This window comes from Bacillus sp. LNXM12-1 (assembly GCF_003004375.1).
In the GTDB taxonomy this organism is placed as follows: domain Bacteria; phylum Bacillota; class Bacilli; order Bacillales; family Bacillaceae; genus Bacillus.
The window spans coordinates 236,377-251,945 of sequence record NZ_PVWX01000001.1 but is presented as its reverse complement, the minus strand read 5'-3'; the positions used below and the strand labels follow the sequence as shown (position 1 = coordinate 251,945).

Here is a 15,569-nt window from a genome sequence, read left to right as displayed (position 1 = left end):
TTCTCTCCCTATATGTTTGTTTATTTTAAATTAGAAAGTCTTTCTGACTGACTTAATATATCAGTCACACGAACACCAAAGTTCTCATCAATGACAACGACTTCCCCTTTGGCGACGATTCGTTTGTTCACCAGAATGTCTACTGGCTCCCCAGCAAGTTTGTCCAGTTCAATGATACTTCCAGCTGAAAGCTCAAGGACTTCTTTTACACTGCGCTGAGTTCTTCCAAGTTCCACCGTAATGGAAAGCGGAATATCCATCAGCATATCAAGATTTCCAAGCTGGCTTGTTGTATGCTGAGGCTCACTGAACGCTTCAAATTCAACAGGCGCTACATTTACAGGTGCTGCCGGCTTTGGCTTCGCCTGTCTTTTCGCCGGAGCTGCTTGCTGCGCTGGTGCAGACTGCGTTTGCGGAGCTGCCGGCTGAGGTTCAGGTGTGCTCACTTGAGTGTCTTGAACCTGCTCTTCCTCTTGCGCAGGGTCTGTTAATTCTGCGATTAAATCTTTCGCAAATGTAATAGGATAAAGCTGCATAATATTTGAATCGATGAGTTCACCTATTTTTAATCTGAAGGATACTTTGACAAGCATTTCTTCAGCTGGAATGCGGTCTGTCCCTTCTCCTTCTTTCACATCAAGTAATTCGACGCGCGGCGGAGAAATATCAATCTTTTTATTAAAGACCGTCGACATGGATGTCGCAGCAGAACCCATCATTTGGTTCATTGCTTCTTGCACTGCACTTAAGTGAATCTCGCTTAAAGAAGGGTCAGCATTTGTCCCGTCTCCGCCCATCATTAAGTCCGCAATGACTGCTGCATCTGTTTGCTGGACGACAAGCAAGTTACTTGCGCTGAAGCCTTCTGTATAATTCACTTCAATAGCGACATACGGATGAGGAAATTCCTCATTCAGCATACTTTTTTGAATCACTGTAACAGTTGGAGTAGTAATCTCCACTTTTTGATTTAATAGGGTTGAAAGTGCTGTTGCAGAGCTACCGAATGAAATGTTTCCGATTTCCCCAATGGCATCTTGCTCCATTGCAGAAAGGATTGTATCAGGCTCTATATCGTCATTGCTGCCTCCTTTAAGGAGCGCATCGATTTCGTCTTGTGATAATTTACTTCCGTTATTCTCCATCTTCTTCACCTCTTATGTCGTGATCTAGAATTTGAATCGCCTGTTTCCGATTCACGCGGCCGGCCTGTCCCAAGAATTTCGGTTTATTTCCGACCATAACAGTAAGAGGCGCATTTACTGGTTTGTCCAAGGCAATACAATCACCAATTTCCAAATTCAAAAACTCTTCCACCGTCATTTCCGATTCCCCTAGCTCTGCGACTACCGGTATTTTTGCCGTCATAATCCGTTTTTCAATGGCCTTTGTTTCTTGTTGTTTTGGTTCATTTCGTTCAGACTGCATCCAGTAGTGTACAGACAGCTTCGGAATAATAGGCTCCAATACAACATGAGGAATACATAGGTTAATAACCCCGCTGACCTCACCAATTTGTGTATTAAGAGAAATGACGACAACTGTTTCGTTTGGTGACACCATTTGAACAAACTGGGGATTTACCTCGAAATCTGCCATTTCAGGCTCGATGTCGGTTATGGACTGCCACGCTTCTCTGTAATTTTCCAAAGCTCCCTCAAACATGTTTGAGATAATCTTTGTTTCGATTTCTGTAAGTGATTCTGTCTTATTATGACTAATGCCAATCCCGCCCATCAGCCTGTCCATCATGGCATAGCCGATTGTTGGGTTCACTTCAAGCATGATTCTTCCTTCAAGCGGGCTGACGTAAAATAAGTTTAATAATGTCATATTAGGAATCGAACGAATAAATTCTTCGTATGGTACTTGGTCAACCGAGCTGACAGTAATTTGAATATATGATCTTAGCTGAGCTGAAAAGTGCGTGGTGAGCAGTCTAGCGAAGTTATCATGAATCCTTGTTAAACTTCGAATCTGGTCTTTCGAAAAGCGCAGTGCACGTTTAAAATCATACACCTTCACTTTTTTCGTCGTTTCTTCTTTTTTCAGCTCTTCTGCATCCATTTCGCCTGTAGATATGGCGGATAATAATGCATCGATCTCATTCTGGGAAAGCACTTCTCCTGACATTTCTTCACCTCCATCGTGTCAATTAATCGCCTCTATTGCAGATTAAAGGAGGTTATATATACTTCTTTCACCTTGCCATCTTGCAAATAGTTATTCACTTTGTTTTTGACTAGTGTTTTAAAATGTTCTCTGCCTTTTTTGCCATCAAGTTCATCTGCATTCGTGTCTGATAAAATGTCGATTACGGCGTCTTTCACTTGAAAACTTCTTTTCTCGAGCTCTTCTTTTGCTTTTTCAGAATCCGTTTCAATATTCAATACAAGTTTGACAGCATTTCCTTCAGACTTTAAATTAGTAATAATCTCAGGAATTTCAACAGAAGCTTTTACGACTTCATCTGCTGTTGGCTCTTTTTCTGCTTTTGCTTCGTCTGACCCATTCAGCAGAAAAAAGATGCCTGCTCCAATTCCGACGATGGCAATAATCATGATTAGCATTACTACGACTAATTTCTTCTTCATTCAAACTCCTCTATTCCTTGATTCAATGAAATGACTTGGATTTTTCTGTAGAAAGAAATGATTTTCTCTTGAAGCTGCTCTTTATCTTCTTTCACAACGAATTTCTTTCCATTGGCTAATGTAATGGTCGTGTCTGGAAAGCTTTCGATTTGCTCGATATGGAGAGCGTTCAGCATAAATCCTTTGCCATTTAATCTTGTCACTTCAATCATATTAAGCAGAGAAGCGATAAACCGCTCCCCCTACCTCCTATCGTTTCAGATTCACAAGCTCTTGCAGGATTTCATCAGATGTTGTGATCGTCTTTGCATTCGATTGGAAACCACGCTGTGCGATAATCATTTCAGTAAACTCGTCTGTTAAATCAACGTTTGACATTTCAAGTCTACCTGTTTGGATGACGCCCGTTCCTTGTTCACCAGGTACGATAGGGTTACTTGGAGCACCTGAGCTTAACGTTTGGCGGTAAAGGTTGTCACCAACTTTGTCTAATCCTCCTGCGTTACGGAAAGATACGAGTGATACTTGACCAACGGTTCTTGATACATTGTTTTCAACAACCGAAACCGTTCCATCTGGACCAACACTCACACTCGAAACGCCGTCTGGAATCGTTATCTTTTGTCCATTCATTCCAAGCAGATAATTTCCATCAGGGGTGACTAAGCTTCCCTCTGAATCAGTGTCGAAATTCCCTGTTCTTGTATAAAGAATTTCTCCTTGACTTTCAATCCGGAAAAACCCATCTCCATTGATATAGAAGTCGTAAGGTTCATTTGTATTTTGAGAAGATCCCGCTGACATGATTTTATCAATAGAAGATAAAGATGATCCTAAACCAATTTGTTTTGAGTTGATTGAACCAGAGTTGTTCGTTGGTCCACCAGAACTTCCAATGGTTTGGCTGACCATATCTTTAAAAGTGATACGGCTTTTTTTGTATCCGTGTGTATTGACGTTGGCTACGTTGTTGGCTACAACATCTAATTTTGATTGGAAGTTTTTCATTCCGCTAATTCCTGAGTAAAGTGAGCGTAACATTTATTTTCCTCCTCGAATTACTTCGTTTTTTCTCCAACTGCTGTAACATCCCAAGGGCTGATTTTCGTTCCATCTTCTAAATACAAGAAGTATTCATTGTTTATGTTTTTAACAGACTTCACAGTGCCTGATATCTCTTTATCATCTTGTTTACCGGATACTTCTTTACCAATCCATCCTACATACGTCGTAAACGGATCTTGGTGAGCAACAAATGTAGACATGAGCTGATTCAGCTTGGTAATAGAATCATTCATATTGGTTTGTTGTTCTAAAGATGAAAATGTTGCAAGCTGTGTGACAAACTCACGGTCATCTAGTGGGTTTGTTGGATCTTGGTTTTGAAGCTGTGTAAGCAATATTTTCAAGAATTGATCTTTACCGAGCGTATCTGTTTTCTTTTCTGCCTTTGAAGAAGTGTCTGTTTGTGCGACTGTTCTATTTGTAGCATCAACTGTTGCCATTAGATTTCCTCCTCTTCTTCATCTGACCCAACAAGAGCATCCAGTACATCTTGGAATTCTGCTTCCTGTTCATCAGGCTTCTGGAAATTCTGCCCTTTTGACTGCTGCTGCTTGTTTTCTTCATTAAACTGTCCAAATAACGACTGCTCATTTGATTGAAGCGGTATATGGAAACGGTCCACTTGAACCGACATATTCGGAAGCGCCTGTTTGAGCTGCGGCAGATGGTGCTCTAACAGCTCTTTCGCTGCTTGCGTTGAAGCTGTAATTTTACTCGCATACATCCCGTTTTGCTTCGTCAGCTGAATCGTGATAAATCCGAGATTTTCTGGATTTAATCGAACTGTGAAGCGTCCGCTTGAGTTTCCAAATGGCGTGAATTTCATTTGCTTCCACGTATTTAGTATTTGTTGATCAACCGTTCCTGGCTTTTCATCAGTTGTTTGTGTCTGCTGAACAGGAGCTGCTGATTGCAGTTGAAAAAACTGCTTATGACCTGGCAAAAGCGTATGAGTGATGTTTTTTTCAGAAGCAGGTGCAGCAGTGCTTTGTCCTTTGACAACTTCCTTTTTGATGAGCCATTCAAGGGAGGAAGCACCTTTTGCCGGAGAAGCAAGAGTAGATTCTTGTCTTGGAGAGACCAATTCTTTTAACTCTCCTAAAGCAATTTTCAACTCTTTGTCTGATCCTTTTGCGTTTGCCATCATATGGTCGATTAACTGATTAAAGTGTTTCAGCTCACTTTGAGACATCGAATTCAGCTTTGGTGCTGAACCCTGCGAGAAAAACTGCTCTTTTACTTGCTGAATCAGTTTCTCATCTACCCCATTTTTTGAAAGAAAGTGAATGAAGTCTTGACCCTTTGCTTCAATATCCTGCACTAACTTTGCATCAAAGCTGAGCGGCTGTTGATTGAGCAGTTGATATAAGAAAAAGTGGACTTGTATGAGCTGCTCACTATGTTCAGAAGCTGGCTTATCAGCTTGATCACCGTAAATGGATGATTCCATTTTTTTAAATAGCTCTTCTAGTGACTTGAGATCAGTCGAATCAAGCGTTTGACCTTGAAGTGTTTGAAGCGCGCTAAGAAGGTCTCCGTTGATGCCTTCTTCAGGTGATTGCATCCATTTTTCAATGATTTGCATCGCATCATTGATGGAAAGAGTGGCACCCGCTGTCTCAGTATTCACAAGGTCGCTTTGAGCGCCTGCCCCGCTAAGTAATTGTTTAAACAACCCGCTTGCAGATGCCACGCCGCTCCCCTTTGGTCCCGAGAGACCTTGAGACGATTGCTGTAAGGCTCCAATATCCAATAGCTTCACTTATTGTCCACCCCCATTTTCACTTTCTTTTTTAGAAAGCTCTTTCGTAAACGTAGCTGCCTTCTGAGGTGTTAGTTTTGCTAATATGTCTGTTAGTTTATTTTTGCTCAGCTCTTCGAGGATCTTCAATGCCTCTTTATCACTTAATTCTGATAAAATTTTGGCGGATTTCCCTGCGTCCATGCTTTCATAGATACTGACAATCTTCCCTTTAGGTTTCTGGTTAGAGGCTCCTGCCCCATCAGAAGTTGTCCCTGACGCATTATTACCTGATGTATCTCTTGATGAGCTGTTGTTTGTTGAACTATCACTCGCTGACGTATTATTCGCATCATTTTTAGATGTTTTTTCAAGCGAACTGATTTTTTGATTCAGTCTTTTAATCTCTTCATCACTTGTTTTTAAATCTTTTTGCGCAATTTCAAGTTCATTTTTTTGCTCTTTAATGGTCTTTTTCAGTTCCTTCAATTCTGCATCGCTTTGATCATTATGTGAAGATGACGTTTTTGAGGTGTCATCTGAACCAACCAAACTGCTGATCACCGGAATGTTTTGGAGCGGTTTCTTTAGATCAAAACCCGCAATATAAAGGATTGTGCCAGTCACAATCACAAGCACAATCAATGGGATAATGACAATAAACAAGATCCATTGAAATTTACCGCCGCTTGATTCCTTCGTTTTTTCCTTCTTAGGCATTATCTCGACTCCTAATGTCCTTGAAACATGAATTGGCTGATAGAGATATCATCCATTTCTTTCATTTCAATGGCCTTATGTTCAAGGGAAAACTTTTCATACTGCTTTTCTTTCATTTTTTCAAACTTTTTAAACTCAATGTTTTTTTCAGTTAAATCAGATTGTTTTTCATTCATTTGATGGCGTTTCATGATCACAAGCTGCTGATAGTGCTGAATGGTGTTATCTAAATTGGTCACAAATTGCTGGTAATGACGCATTTCTTGAACACTCATACCACTTCTCAGCTTTTCTTCTTTGCTTTTTTCCATTAATTCTTTTTTACTCATATTTTCATAGAGTTTTTCAGCGACTTGCTCAAATGCTGAAACGGATTGTTGGTACGCTGCGAGTGACTTGTCTTTTTCACTTTCTTTCAGTTCTAAGAGCTTTTGAAATTTGTATTGATATCTCACTGTTTTTGTCAATCCTCTCTATTCATCAAACGGAGCAATAAATTCACACTGTCTTCAATAGATACAGCCTCTTCTACATCCTGCTTCAAAAATGAAATCAGATGAGGATAAGCCTGCATGGCCTCATCAATGTCTTTCGAGGAGCCTTTTTTATAAGCTCCAATGTTAATGAGGTCTTCAGCGTTTTGATAAGTGGATAAAAGCTGGCGGAACCGGTTGGCCGCCTCCTTGTGATCATGACTTGCGATATTGCTCATAACGCGGCTGATACTTTTCAGAATATTGACAGCGGGAAATTGTCCTTTGTTGGCTAAAGCACGATCAAGTACAATGTGGCCATCTAAGATCCCCCTGACTGTATCAGCGATTGGCTCATTCATATCGTCACCATCAACAAGCACTGTGTAAAACGCTGTGATGGAACCAAGCTGATTCGTTCCAGTTCGTTCAAGTAATTTAGGCAGTATAGCGAACACCGAAGGCGTATATCCTTTTGTCGTTGGCGGTTCGCCAGTTGCAAGACCGATTTCCCTTTGTGCCATAGCGACCCGTGTAACAGAGTCCATCATGAACATGACATTTTTCCCTCTGTCTCTAAAATATTCCGCAATAGCTGTTGCTGTATAAGCAGCTTTCATTCTCGTCAGTGCAGGCTGGTCAGAAGTTGCGACAACAACAATTGATCGCTTCAGTCCTTCGGCACCTAAATCCTTTTCAATAAACTCACGAACTTCACGGCCACGCTCTCCTACAAGGGCAATGACATTCAGATCTGCTTCTGTCTGCTTTGCAATCATCCCCATTAAGGTACTTTTTCCAACACCACTTCCAGCAAAAATCCCGATCCTTTGACCAGTGCCAACTGTGAGCAGACTATCGATCACTCTGACACCAACGCCCATCTTTTCTCGAATCGGCGGCCTGTCCATCGGATTTGGGGGAGACTGTTCTGTCGAAACAGGCGCAAGTCCCTTTGGAAGCATACTGCCGTCCAGCGGATCACCGAAGGCATCAACGACTTCGCCGATTAATCCAGTCCCAACTTTGACCTTCAGCGACTCACCTGTCGCTTCAACTAGACTTCCTGGTGAAATATTGGATGCTTCTACATAAGGCATGAGCAGAATGTTTTCATCTCTAAACCCTACGACCTCTGCTTTTATCGGATCGTGCCTACGCCCTTTTTTATGAATGAGACACACGTCTCCGATAGAACTCTCCGGCCCCTTAGATTCAATCATCAGCCCAACAACTCGATTGACTTTGCCAAATCGTTTATAAGGATCGGCGGTTTCAATTGTTTCTTTTAACACATCAATGTTCATTTGTGATCACCTGAATCAATGACTTCTAGTAACTTTTCTTTCAACTGATTCATTTGGGTATCAACACTCGCTTCCACTTTTCCAAAGCTTGTTTCTACGTAACAAGTCCCTTTTGGCGCTTTTTCATCCGAGTAAATGGCAAGGTGTGTATCCTTTTGAAGGATTCTGATTAATTCGTCTTTATACTCCATCACATGATCGTAATGTTCAGGGTCAACATAGATGGAAATATCGTCATATTCTTTCACTTCTGAAATGACCTGCTTCACGAGAGCCAAAAATTGATCTATCGTGTCCTCAGCCGAGTACCAAACGCGTTTGGCGAGTTCGAAAGCCAGTTCCACAATTTTTTCTGCGGAGCTTTCAATTTTTTCTTCGTAATCCTGCTTGGCAAGACTGACAATGTCATTCGCTTGATCAAGAATCGATTGGTACTGCATATTCGCATCTGTTTCACCCTTCTGGAAGCCATCTTGGTAACCTGCTTGTTTCGCTTCTTCAATGAGCTGCATTCTTTCTTCTTCAAAAGCAGCGCGGCGCTGATTGATTTCAGCCATTGTTTTTTCAAGCTCACTATTTGCTTGTTCTACTATACGGCTTGCTTGATCTTCAGCATCACTTAGTACAAGCTGCGATGCTTCTGTTTCATTGACAAGCTCTTCTTCGTGATGTTCTTTTTTAAACTCCACTTGCTGCAAAGGAATCGTTTGCCGGCCTTGCTCAGGAATAACAGATGTTTCATGTTTGATAATCCTAGACAATGATATCGTCTCCTCCGCCTCGAGCTATGACGATTTCTCCAGCTTCCTCGAGTCGTCTTACGATGCTGACAATACGAGTTTGTGCTTCCTCGACATCTCTAAGCCGGACAGGTCCCATAAACTCCATTTCTTCTTTGAACGTTTCGACCATTCGCTGTGACATGTTGCGGAAGACAATTTCTTTGACCTCTTCGCTTGCCACTTTGAGCGCGAGCAATAAGTCGTCATTTTCAACATCTCTGATCACGCGCTGAATCGCTCTACTGTCAAGAGTGACAATATCTTCAAAGACAAACATACGTTTCTTAATTTCATCAGCAAGCTCAGGATCTTGAATTTCAAGTGTGTCTAAAATGGTCTTCTCGGTCGCACGGTCTACACCATTTAGTACTTCTACAACCGCTTCGACCCCGCCCGTTTGCGTATAGTCCTGCGTAAAGGTTGAAGAAAGCTTTTGTTCAAGAATGCGTTCCACTTCATTGATGATCTCTGGAGATGTGCGGTCCATTAAAGCAATACGTCTCGCAACCTCTGTTTGTACTTCCTCTCCTAATTCAGATAAAATCTGCCCAGCTTGGACTGGATCTAAGTAGGAAAGGATGAGCGCGATGGTTTGTGGATGCTCATGCTGGATAAAGTTTAAGATTTGTTCTGGGTCAGCCTTTCGAGCAAAATCAAACGGTTTCACTTGAAGCGAGGATGTTAATCGGTTTAAGATGCTGTCCGCTTTGTCCTCACCAAGCGCTTTTTCAAGCACTTGTCTTGCGTACATAAGACCGCCTTGTGATATGTAGTCCTGCGCGATGGCGATGCTGTGAAACTCTTCGATGATTTCATCTTTCTTAGCAGTATCTACACTTCGTACATTGGAAATTTCTAATGTTAATTTTTCTATTTCGTCTTCAGACAGATGTTTGTATACAGATGCTGACACGTCTAGCCCTAAGGAAATCATTAGGATTGCTGCTTTTTGTCTGCCTGTTAGTCGATTTGGATCTTTTCTCGACATGTGTATTCCTCCTAATCCTCGGACAGCCAGCTGCGTAGCAATTTAGCAAAGTCTTCTGGTTTTTCTTTTGCCATTTTTTCAAGCTGATTTTTTCTCACCATTTCTTCTGTTTCTGGTTCAGTGTCGATATCAGGAACATGGATTGGTGTACGTTCATCAAACTCAAACTCTTCTTCCTCTTCTTTTCGGCGTTTACGCACAAGAAGAATAATGAGAGCGATAATTGCAAGTAGTAGCACACCGCCTACAATATAAACCCAGATTGGAATATTGTTTGATGGGTTTTCTGCTGCAGTTTGCTGTTTACCGTCTAATTTTGATACAGATAAAACAATTTTGTTATCTAAGTCCGCTTGAGTGAGCGCTTGACCATTTGTGTATTCTTTATCAATTGAAGTGCTAATGATCGTTGAAAGAATCTTTTTGATATCATCTTGCCTTTCAGGTGTTAAAGAGTTCACATCGTTTGCAGTTGGTGGTTCGACCAATGCTTGAATGCCAACATCTCTAATTTTATAAGGGCTCTCTTTGATATCTTTATGAATGCGGTTGACTTCATAGTTGATACGATCTTCGCTCTTTTCGTAATCTCCGCTACCGTTCGCTCCATCGGCGCCTTGATAATTTGTGACATCATCGTCGCCTGTTCCAGCGGTGCCTCCAGCTGCTGCACCATTTCCTGAATAAGTTTCAGCAATCTTTTCAGCACTGACAGCAATGCCTTGCATGTTTTCTTTATCAACTGGTTCTACAAGATCTTCTTTTCTTTTCTCTTCAGTAAAATCAATGTCTGTTGTGACCGATACAGCCACTTTTTCTTGACCCATCATTGTTCCGAGCAGCTGTTGAATTTTTCTTTGAAGGTTCTTTTCAATCTCTTCTTTTTTCTGCTGCTGTGCATCCATTCCACTTGCATAAGAATCGGAACTGCTGTTTAAGTCGTAGTAGTTGGAATCTTGGTCCATAATGACAATGTTTTCTGTCTTTAAATTCGGCACACTTTTTGAAATAAGATGATAAAGGCCTTTTACTTGCTGCGGCGCGAGCGTGTAGCCAGACTCAACTTGCAGCACAATGGATGCTGATGCATTACTTTGCTCTTCTCCAACAAAAACGGAATCTTTTGGCAGGTTAATCATAACTTTTGAATCTTTAATCCCATCAATCGTGTTGATCAGATTGGATAGTTCTGTCTGAGTTGCGTCTACTTTCAGAACATCAAATTCATTATCTGTTAAACCGAAGCCGGAATTGTTCGCAAAGAAGGAATAATCAATATTCCCTGTCTTAGGGAGACCCTCAGATGCGAGTGTTACTTTTAAAGTGTCGGCCTGCTTTTCTGGAACGAGAATCGTTGTTCCATTATTCGCAAGTTCCGATTTAACGTTTTTGCCATCCAGTTCCTGTTTGATTTGCCCAGCTTCTGCCTCAGACAAATCTCTAAACAATGGAACCATTTTTTCAGAAGAAGCAAAGATGCTAACAACCGTAATAATGATTGCTAGGGCAGCAACGCCGCCAATCATGAGTATTTTTTGTAATTTTGATCGATTTCGCCAAAACTCAACTGTTTTTGTTCTTAATTGCATTAAAGTACGATTCATCTTAACCCCCGGTCATTCCATTCAGTCTTTTTTTGTCCGTCAGCACCTCCTACATCTGCATTCTCATAATCTCTTGGTACGCTTCGACTGCTTTATTTCGAAACTCCGTTGCAGCTGTGAGTGTCACACTCGCTTTTTGCGAGGCAATCATGACTTCATCGAGATTGACATCTTTTCCTTGTGCAAGAGCATTTGTATACTGGTCTGATTTCAGCTGTGATTGATTTAATGCCTCAATGGAATTCTTCAGCACATCAGAGAAATTCGTTTGACTTTTAGGTGCAGCCGCCTGAACGGACGATGCATTCGTCAATTCACTTGCTTGCTGAGCGGTTTGAAGCTGGAAAGGAGATATTGCGTTAACCAATTCTTTTCACCTTACTTTCCTATTTCTAAAGCTTTCATCAACATGCTTTTATTCGCATTTAGTGCGGTCACGTTTGCTTCATATGACCTTGAGCTGCTGATGAGGTCAACCATTTCCTTTAATGGATCAACATTAGGTGTTTGAACATATCCATTTTCATTGGCATCGGGATTTGTAGGATCATATTGAAGGTTGAATGGAGTTTCGTCTTCTGTAATCTTCGTTGCTTTCACGCCGTTTCCTAATTTGCCGCTCGAATTCATGCTTGAGTTCAATATAGATGAAAACGATTCACCTGACGGCTGTAATGTGACGAGCTTACGTCTATAAGGCTCCCAGTTGCCATCAACCTGTTTCGCTCTTGTTGTATCCATATTTGCAAGGTTAGAGGATACAACGTCCATTCTGAGCCTCTGAGCTGTTAATGCTGAGGCCGAAGCGTTAACGCCTGAAAAAATTGACATCACTTACCTCCTGTCAAAACTGTTTTAAGAGAATTGAATTTTCCACTCATTCTTTCAACCAACGCATTATACTGAATTTGGTTTTTAGCGAGTTCACTCATCTCTTGATCAATATCGACATTATTTCCGTTTTCTTGATATGAAGTACGGTTGCTCGAAACAACTGAATAATTAGACCCTGTTTTAGAAAAATCAATGTGACCTTGGTATGTTTTTTTAGCATCTAACTTGATCGACGCATCGTTTAGCATATCATGAAAAGCGACGTTTTTCGACTTGTAGTTCGGTGTGTCTATATTCGCGATATTATTGCTTATGACTTTTTGCTTAACATTCGCTCTGCCCAAGGCATTCTCAAGGTTGCTTATCGTTCCAGAAAATATATCCAAAACCATATACCTCCAATCATATGTATTTCATTCCATTTAATCATGTCGAGATTTGTAAAACCATATGTTCATTGTAAGAAATAATAGGATTAAAGTCTATGATGTATATGTAAAAAAAACTCGTAATATATATCTATTTTACGAATAGGTATAAAGACCTAGATTCAAAGAACTAAGAATTGTAAGGGTTTTCTTGGAAAAAAGAGTGTCATTTTTCGGACAAATCCTCTTTTTTATAAAAAAATACCCCTTTTCAGCTTGTAATTTTGGCCGAAAAGGGGTTTTGATTAATGAGATTTTAAATTTTCAAGTTCGATTAAAAATTTGTTGTTTAACACTTTGATATACGTTCCCTTCATTCCAAGAGAACGAGATTCGATGACGCCTGCACTTTCTAACTTACGTAAGGCGTTCACGATCACTGAACGAGTGATTCCTACACGGTCAGCAATTTTACTTGCCACAAGAAGCCCTTCGTTGCCATCAAGTTCTTCAAAGATGTGCTCAATGGCTTCAAGCTCACTATATGATAGAGAACTAATCGCCATTTGGACAACGGCTTTACTTCTTGCTTCTTCTTCGATTTCCTCTGCTTTCTCACGAAGGATCTCCATTCCAACAACTGTTGCACCGTATTCAGCAAGAATTAAATCATCATCTTTGAATGTATCTTGCAAACGAGACAGGATTAACGTGCCTAAACGATCTCCTCCTCCGATAATTGGAACAATGGTTGTCAAACCTGATTCGAATAAATCACGGTTCTCAATCGGGAAAGCTGTATACTCACTATTAATGTCAAGGTTTGAAGATGTTTCAGGGATGTTGAATAGACTCTTTGTATATTCTTCAGGGAACTGACGGTCTTCAAGCATTTTCTTCATACGCGGATTTTCAATCTGCTGGTTGATCGAGTAGCCTAGAAGCTTCCCTCTTCTGCTTAACACGAAAATGTTTGAATCAATGACATCTCTCAACGTTTCTGCCATTTCCTTAAAATTAACTGGTTTCCCCGCTGCATCTTGCAGCATTGAGTTAATAATCCTTGTTTTTTGTAGTAACGCCATATTAATGATCCTCCTAGATTACTTTATTCATTTGTTAAAGTATAAATTGACTTAAGTCTTTGTTATTTGCAATCTTTCCTAGCTTCTCTTCTACATACTGAGGGGTAATGGTCACTGTCTCCAGTGTAATATCAGGCGCCTCAAATGAAAGCTCTTCAAGCAGCTTTTCAAGTATGGTATGAAGCCTTCTTGCACCGATGTTATCTGTCTCCTGATTGACATGATAAGCCACTTCGGCAATCTTATGAATAGCATCGTCAGAAAATTCAAGAGATATACCTTCTGTTTCAAGTAAAGCTTTATATTGCTTTAATAATGCATTATCTGGTTCCGTTAAGATTTTCACAAAGTCTTCGATACTTAATTTATCTAATTCTACACGGATTGGGAAGCGCCCTTGAAGCTCTGGAATCAAATCTGATGGTTTCGCCATATGAAATGCACCTGCTGCTACAAAAAGCACATGGTCTGTTTTCACTGCCCCATATTTCGTCATCACAGTTGAACCTTCTACAATCGGTAAAATATCACGTTGAACACCTTCACGAGAAACATCTGCAGATGATGCACCACCGCTTTTGGCGATTTTGTCGATTTCGTCGATAAAAATAATCCCTTGCTGTTCTGCTTTATAAACGGCTTCCTGACTGACTTCATCCATGTCAATTAGTTTTGAAGCTTCCTCAGCAGTTAACGCCTTTCTTGCTTCTCTGACGGTCAGCTTTCTGCGTTTTTTCTTTTTAGGCATGAGATTGCCGAGCGCATCCTGCATGTTCATGCCCATTTGCTCCATACCCGAGCCCTGAAGCATATCAAACATGGATGGCTGCTGCTCTTCAACTTCGATCGTGACGTAATGATCTTCAAGTTCTCCCATAGCCAGCTGATGTGCGATTCGCTTTCTTGTCGATTCAAGTTCAACTTCTTCACTTGATTGATCTCGATCACGGTCATCTTCATCAGAACCGCCAAACAGCATCTCAAAAGGATTTTTCACAGACTGGCTTTTTTTCTTGCCAGGAACAAGTAAATGAACAAGACGTTTATTTGCTTGTTTTTCTGCTTCTTCTTGAACGTCTTTCATCTTTTCTTCTTTGACAATTCTGATCGCTGTCTCAACTAGATCTCTGACCATCGATTCTACATCACGGCCGACATAACCAACTTCAGTAAACTTCGTCGCTTCCACTTTAATAAAAGGCGCACCAGAAATTTTTGCAATTCTGCGGGCAATCTCTGTTTTCCCCACACCTGTTGGGCCGATCATTAAAATATTTTTCGGAACGACTTCATCCTTTAGCTTATCATGTAAAAGGCTTCTTCTGTAACGGTTTCTTAAAGCCACCGCCACTGCTTTTTTCGCATCAAGCTGACCAATAATATATTGATCAAGCTTTTCAACTATCTCTCTTGGGGTGAACGGCTTTTTCTCCATACGTCTCATGTCCTTTCTATTCAAGCTCTTCTAAAGTGATTTGATCGTTCGTGTAGACACAGATTTCTCCGGCGGTTTCAAGAGCAGCCTTTGCAATATCTCTCGCTGTGAGGTGATCACCTGCATGTGTTTTGAGTGCTCTCCCGGCGCTAAGCGCATAATTGCCGCCTGAGCCGATGGCCAAAATACCGTCATCTGGTTCGATGACCTCTCCTGTCCCAGAGACAAGCAGGATGCTGTCTTTGTTCATAACGATCAGCATGGCCTCAAGCTGTCTGAGCATCTTGTCACTTCGCCATTCTTTCGCTAGTTCTACGGCTGCCCGCTTTAAGTTACCACCATATTCTTCAAGCTTCGTTTCAAACTTTTCAAAGAGTGTAAATGCATCTGCTACTGAACCTGCAAAACCTGCAAGCACCTTGCCTCCGAAAAGACGGCGCACTTTTTTTGCCGTGTGTTTCATCACGACAGCCTGCCCGAAAGTGACTTGACCGTCTCCAGCCATCGCACTTTTTCCTTTATGTTGAACGGCAAAGATGGTTGTTGCATGAAATGATGACATGAAAAAACCTC

19 protein-coding genes are annotated in these 15,569 nt (G+C 41.1%); all 19 read right to left on the bottom strand.

Going from position 1 to position 15,569, the window contains the following annotated elements:
* Positions 1-20: 20 nt before the first annotated feature.
* On the bottom strand, positions 21-1,145 hold the full coding sequence (fliY, locus tag C6Y07_RS01305; RefSeq protein ID WP_106047794.1) for a flagellar motor switch phosphatase FliY: 1,125 nt from the start codon (positions 1,143-1,145) through the stop codon (positions 21-23).
* Complete coding sequence (fliM, locus tag C6Y07_RS01300) at positions 1,135-2,133, bottom strand: flagellar motor switch protein FliM (protein ID WP_003212239.1); 999 nt, start codon at positions 2,131-2,133, stop codon at positions 1,135-1,137. Before fliM ends, fliY begins: the two co-directional genes overlap by 11 nt.
* Positions 2,134-2,165: 32 nt before the next feature.
* On the bottom strand, positions 2,166-2,594 hold the full coding sequence (fliL, locus tag C6Y07_RS01295; RefSeq protein ID WP_034662353.1) for a flagellar basal body-associated protein FliL: 429 nt from the start codon (positions 2,592-2,594) through the stop codon (positions 2,166-2,168).
* On the bottom strand, positions 2,591-2,806 hold the full coding sequence (gene swrD / locus C6Y07_RS01290) for a swarming motility protein SwrD (protein WP_034662354.1): 216 nt from the start codon (positions 2,804-2,806) through the stop codon (positions 2,591-2,593). Before swrD ends, fliL begins: the two co-directional genes overlap by 4 nt.
* A gap of 37 nt (positions 2,807-2,843) precedes the next feature.
* Positions 2,844-3,635 (bottom strand): flagellar basal body rod protein FlgG, encoded by a 792-nt coding sequence (flgG, locus tag C6Y07_RS01285; RefSeq protein WP_066030908.1) that lies wholly within the window; start codon positions 3,633-3,635, stop codon positions 2,844-2,846.
* A gap of 17 nt (positions 3,636-3,652) precedes the next feature.
* Positions 3,653-4,099, bottom strand: coding sequence for a flagellar hook assembly protein FlgD (gene flgD, locus C6Y07_RS01280; protein ID WP_060596260.1), 447 nt, complete (start codon positions 4,097-4,099; stop codon positions 3,653-3,655).
* Positions 4,099-5,421 carry a flagellar hook-length control protein FliK gene (locus C6Y07_RS01275; protein WP_106061505.1) on the bottom strand — a complete coding sequence of 441 codons (1,323 nt, stop codon included), beginning with the start codon at positions 5,419-5,421 and terminating at the stop codon, positions 4,099-4,101. Before C6Y07_RS01275 ends, flgD begins: the two co-directional genes overlap by 1 nt.
* The gene (locus C6Y07_RS01270) at positions 5,422-6,120 is read right to left on the bottom strand and encodes a MotE family protein (protein WP_066030910.1); all 699 of its coding nucleotides are present in this window, start codon (positions 6,118-6,120) and stop codon (positions 5,422-5,424) included.
* 11 nt (positions 6,121-6,131) lie between these two features.
* Entirely contained in the window at positions 6,132-6,575 is a 444-nt protein-coding gene (gene fliJ / locus C6Y07_RS01265) for a flagellar export protein FliJ (protein ID WP_034620036.1), read from the bottom strand.
* Between the two features lie 8 nt (positions 6,576-6,583).
* Positions 6,584-7,900, bottom strand: a complete 1,317-nt coding sequence (gene fliI, locus C6Y07_RS01260) for a flagellar protein export ATPase FliI (RefSeq protein WP_034662365.1) — start codon at positions 7,898-7,900, stop codon at positions 6,584-6,586.
* A complete protein-coding gene (gene fliH / locus C6Y07_RS01255) occupies positions 7,897-8,661 on the bottom strand; it encodes a flagellar assembly protein FliH (RefSeq protein WP_106047791.1) in 765 nt (254 codons plus the stop codon). Before fliH ends, fliI begins: the two co-directional genes overlap by 4 nt.
* Positions 8,654-9,670, bottom strand: coding sequence for a flagellar motor switch protein FliG (gene fliG, locus C6Y07_RS01250; protein WP_008344808.1), 1,017 nt, complete (start codon positions 9,668-9,670; stop codon positions 8,654-8,656). The genes fliH and fliG overlap by 8 nt, the downstream gene beginning before the upstream one ends.
* 11 nt (positions 9,671-9,681) lie before the next feature.
* Positions 9,682-11,274 (bottom strand): flagellar basal-body MS-ring/collar protein FliF, encoded by a 1,593-nt coding sequence (fliF, locus tag C6Y07_RS01245; protein WP_060596256.1) that lies wholly within the window; start codon positions 11,272-11,274, stop codon positions 9,682-9,684.
* A gap of 49 nt (positions 11,275-11,323) precedes the next feature.
* A complete protein-coding gene (gene fliE / locus C6Y07_RS01240) occupies positions 11,324-11,641 on the bottom strand; it encodes a flagellar hook-basal body complex protein FliE (protein WP_007499609.1) in 318 nt (105 codons plus the stop codon).
* Positions 11,642-11,652: 11 nt separating this feature from the next.
* Entirely contained in the window at positions 11,653-12,105 is a 453-nt protein-coding gene (gene flgC, locus C6Y07_RS01235; protein WP_012009953.1) for a flagellar basal body rod protein FlgC, read from the bottom strand.
* Positions 12,105-12,494 carry a flagellar basal body rod protein FlgB gene (gene flgB, locus C6Y07_RS01230; protein ID WP_012009952.1) on the bottom strand — a complete coding sequence of 130 codons (390 nt, stop codon included), beginning with the start codon at positions 12,492-12,494 and terminating at the stop codon, positions 12,105-12,107. Before flgB ends, flgC begins: the two co-directional genes overlap by 1 nt.
* Before the next feature lie 287 nt (positions 12,495-12,781).
* Positions 12,782-13,561 carry a GTP-sensing pleiotropic transcriptional regulator CodY gene (gene codY / locus C6Y07_RS01225; RefSeq protein ID WP_012009951.1) on the bottom strand — a complete coding sequence of 260 codons (780 nt, stop codon included), beginning with the start codon at positions 13,559-13,561 and terminating at the stop codon, positions 12,782-12,784.
* A 34-nt stretch (positions 13,562-13,595) separates the two neighbouring features.
* Entirely contained in the window at positions 13,596-14,996 is a 1,401-nt protein-coding gene (gene hslU / locus C6Y07_RS01220; protein ID WP_106030838.1) for an ATP-dependent protease ATPase subunit HslU, read from the bottom strand.
* 16 nt (positions 14,997-15,012) lie between these two features.
* Positions 15,013-15,558 carry an ATP-dependent protease subunit HslV gene (hslV, locus tag C6Y07_RS01215; RefSeq protein WP_003211247.1) on the bottom strand — a complete coding sequence of 182 codons (546 nt, stop codon included), beginning with the start codon at positions 15,556-15,558 and terminating at the stop codon, positions 15,013-15,015.
* Between the last annotated feature and the right edge of the window lie 11 nt (positions 15,559-15,569).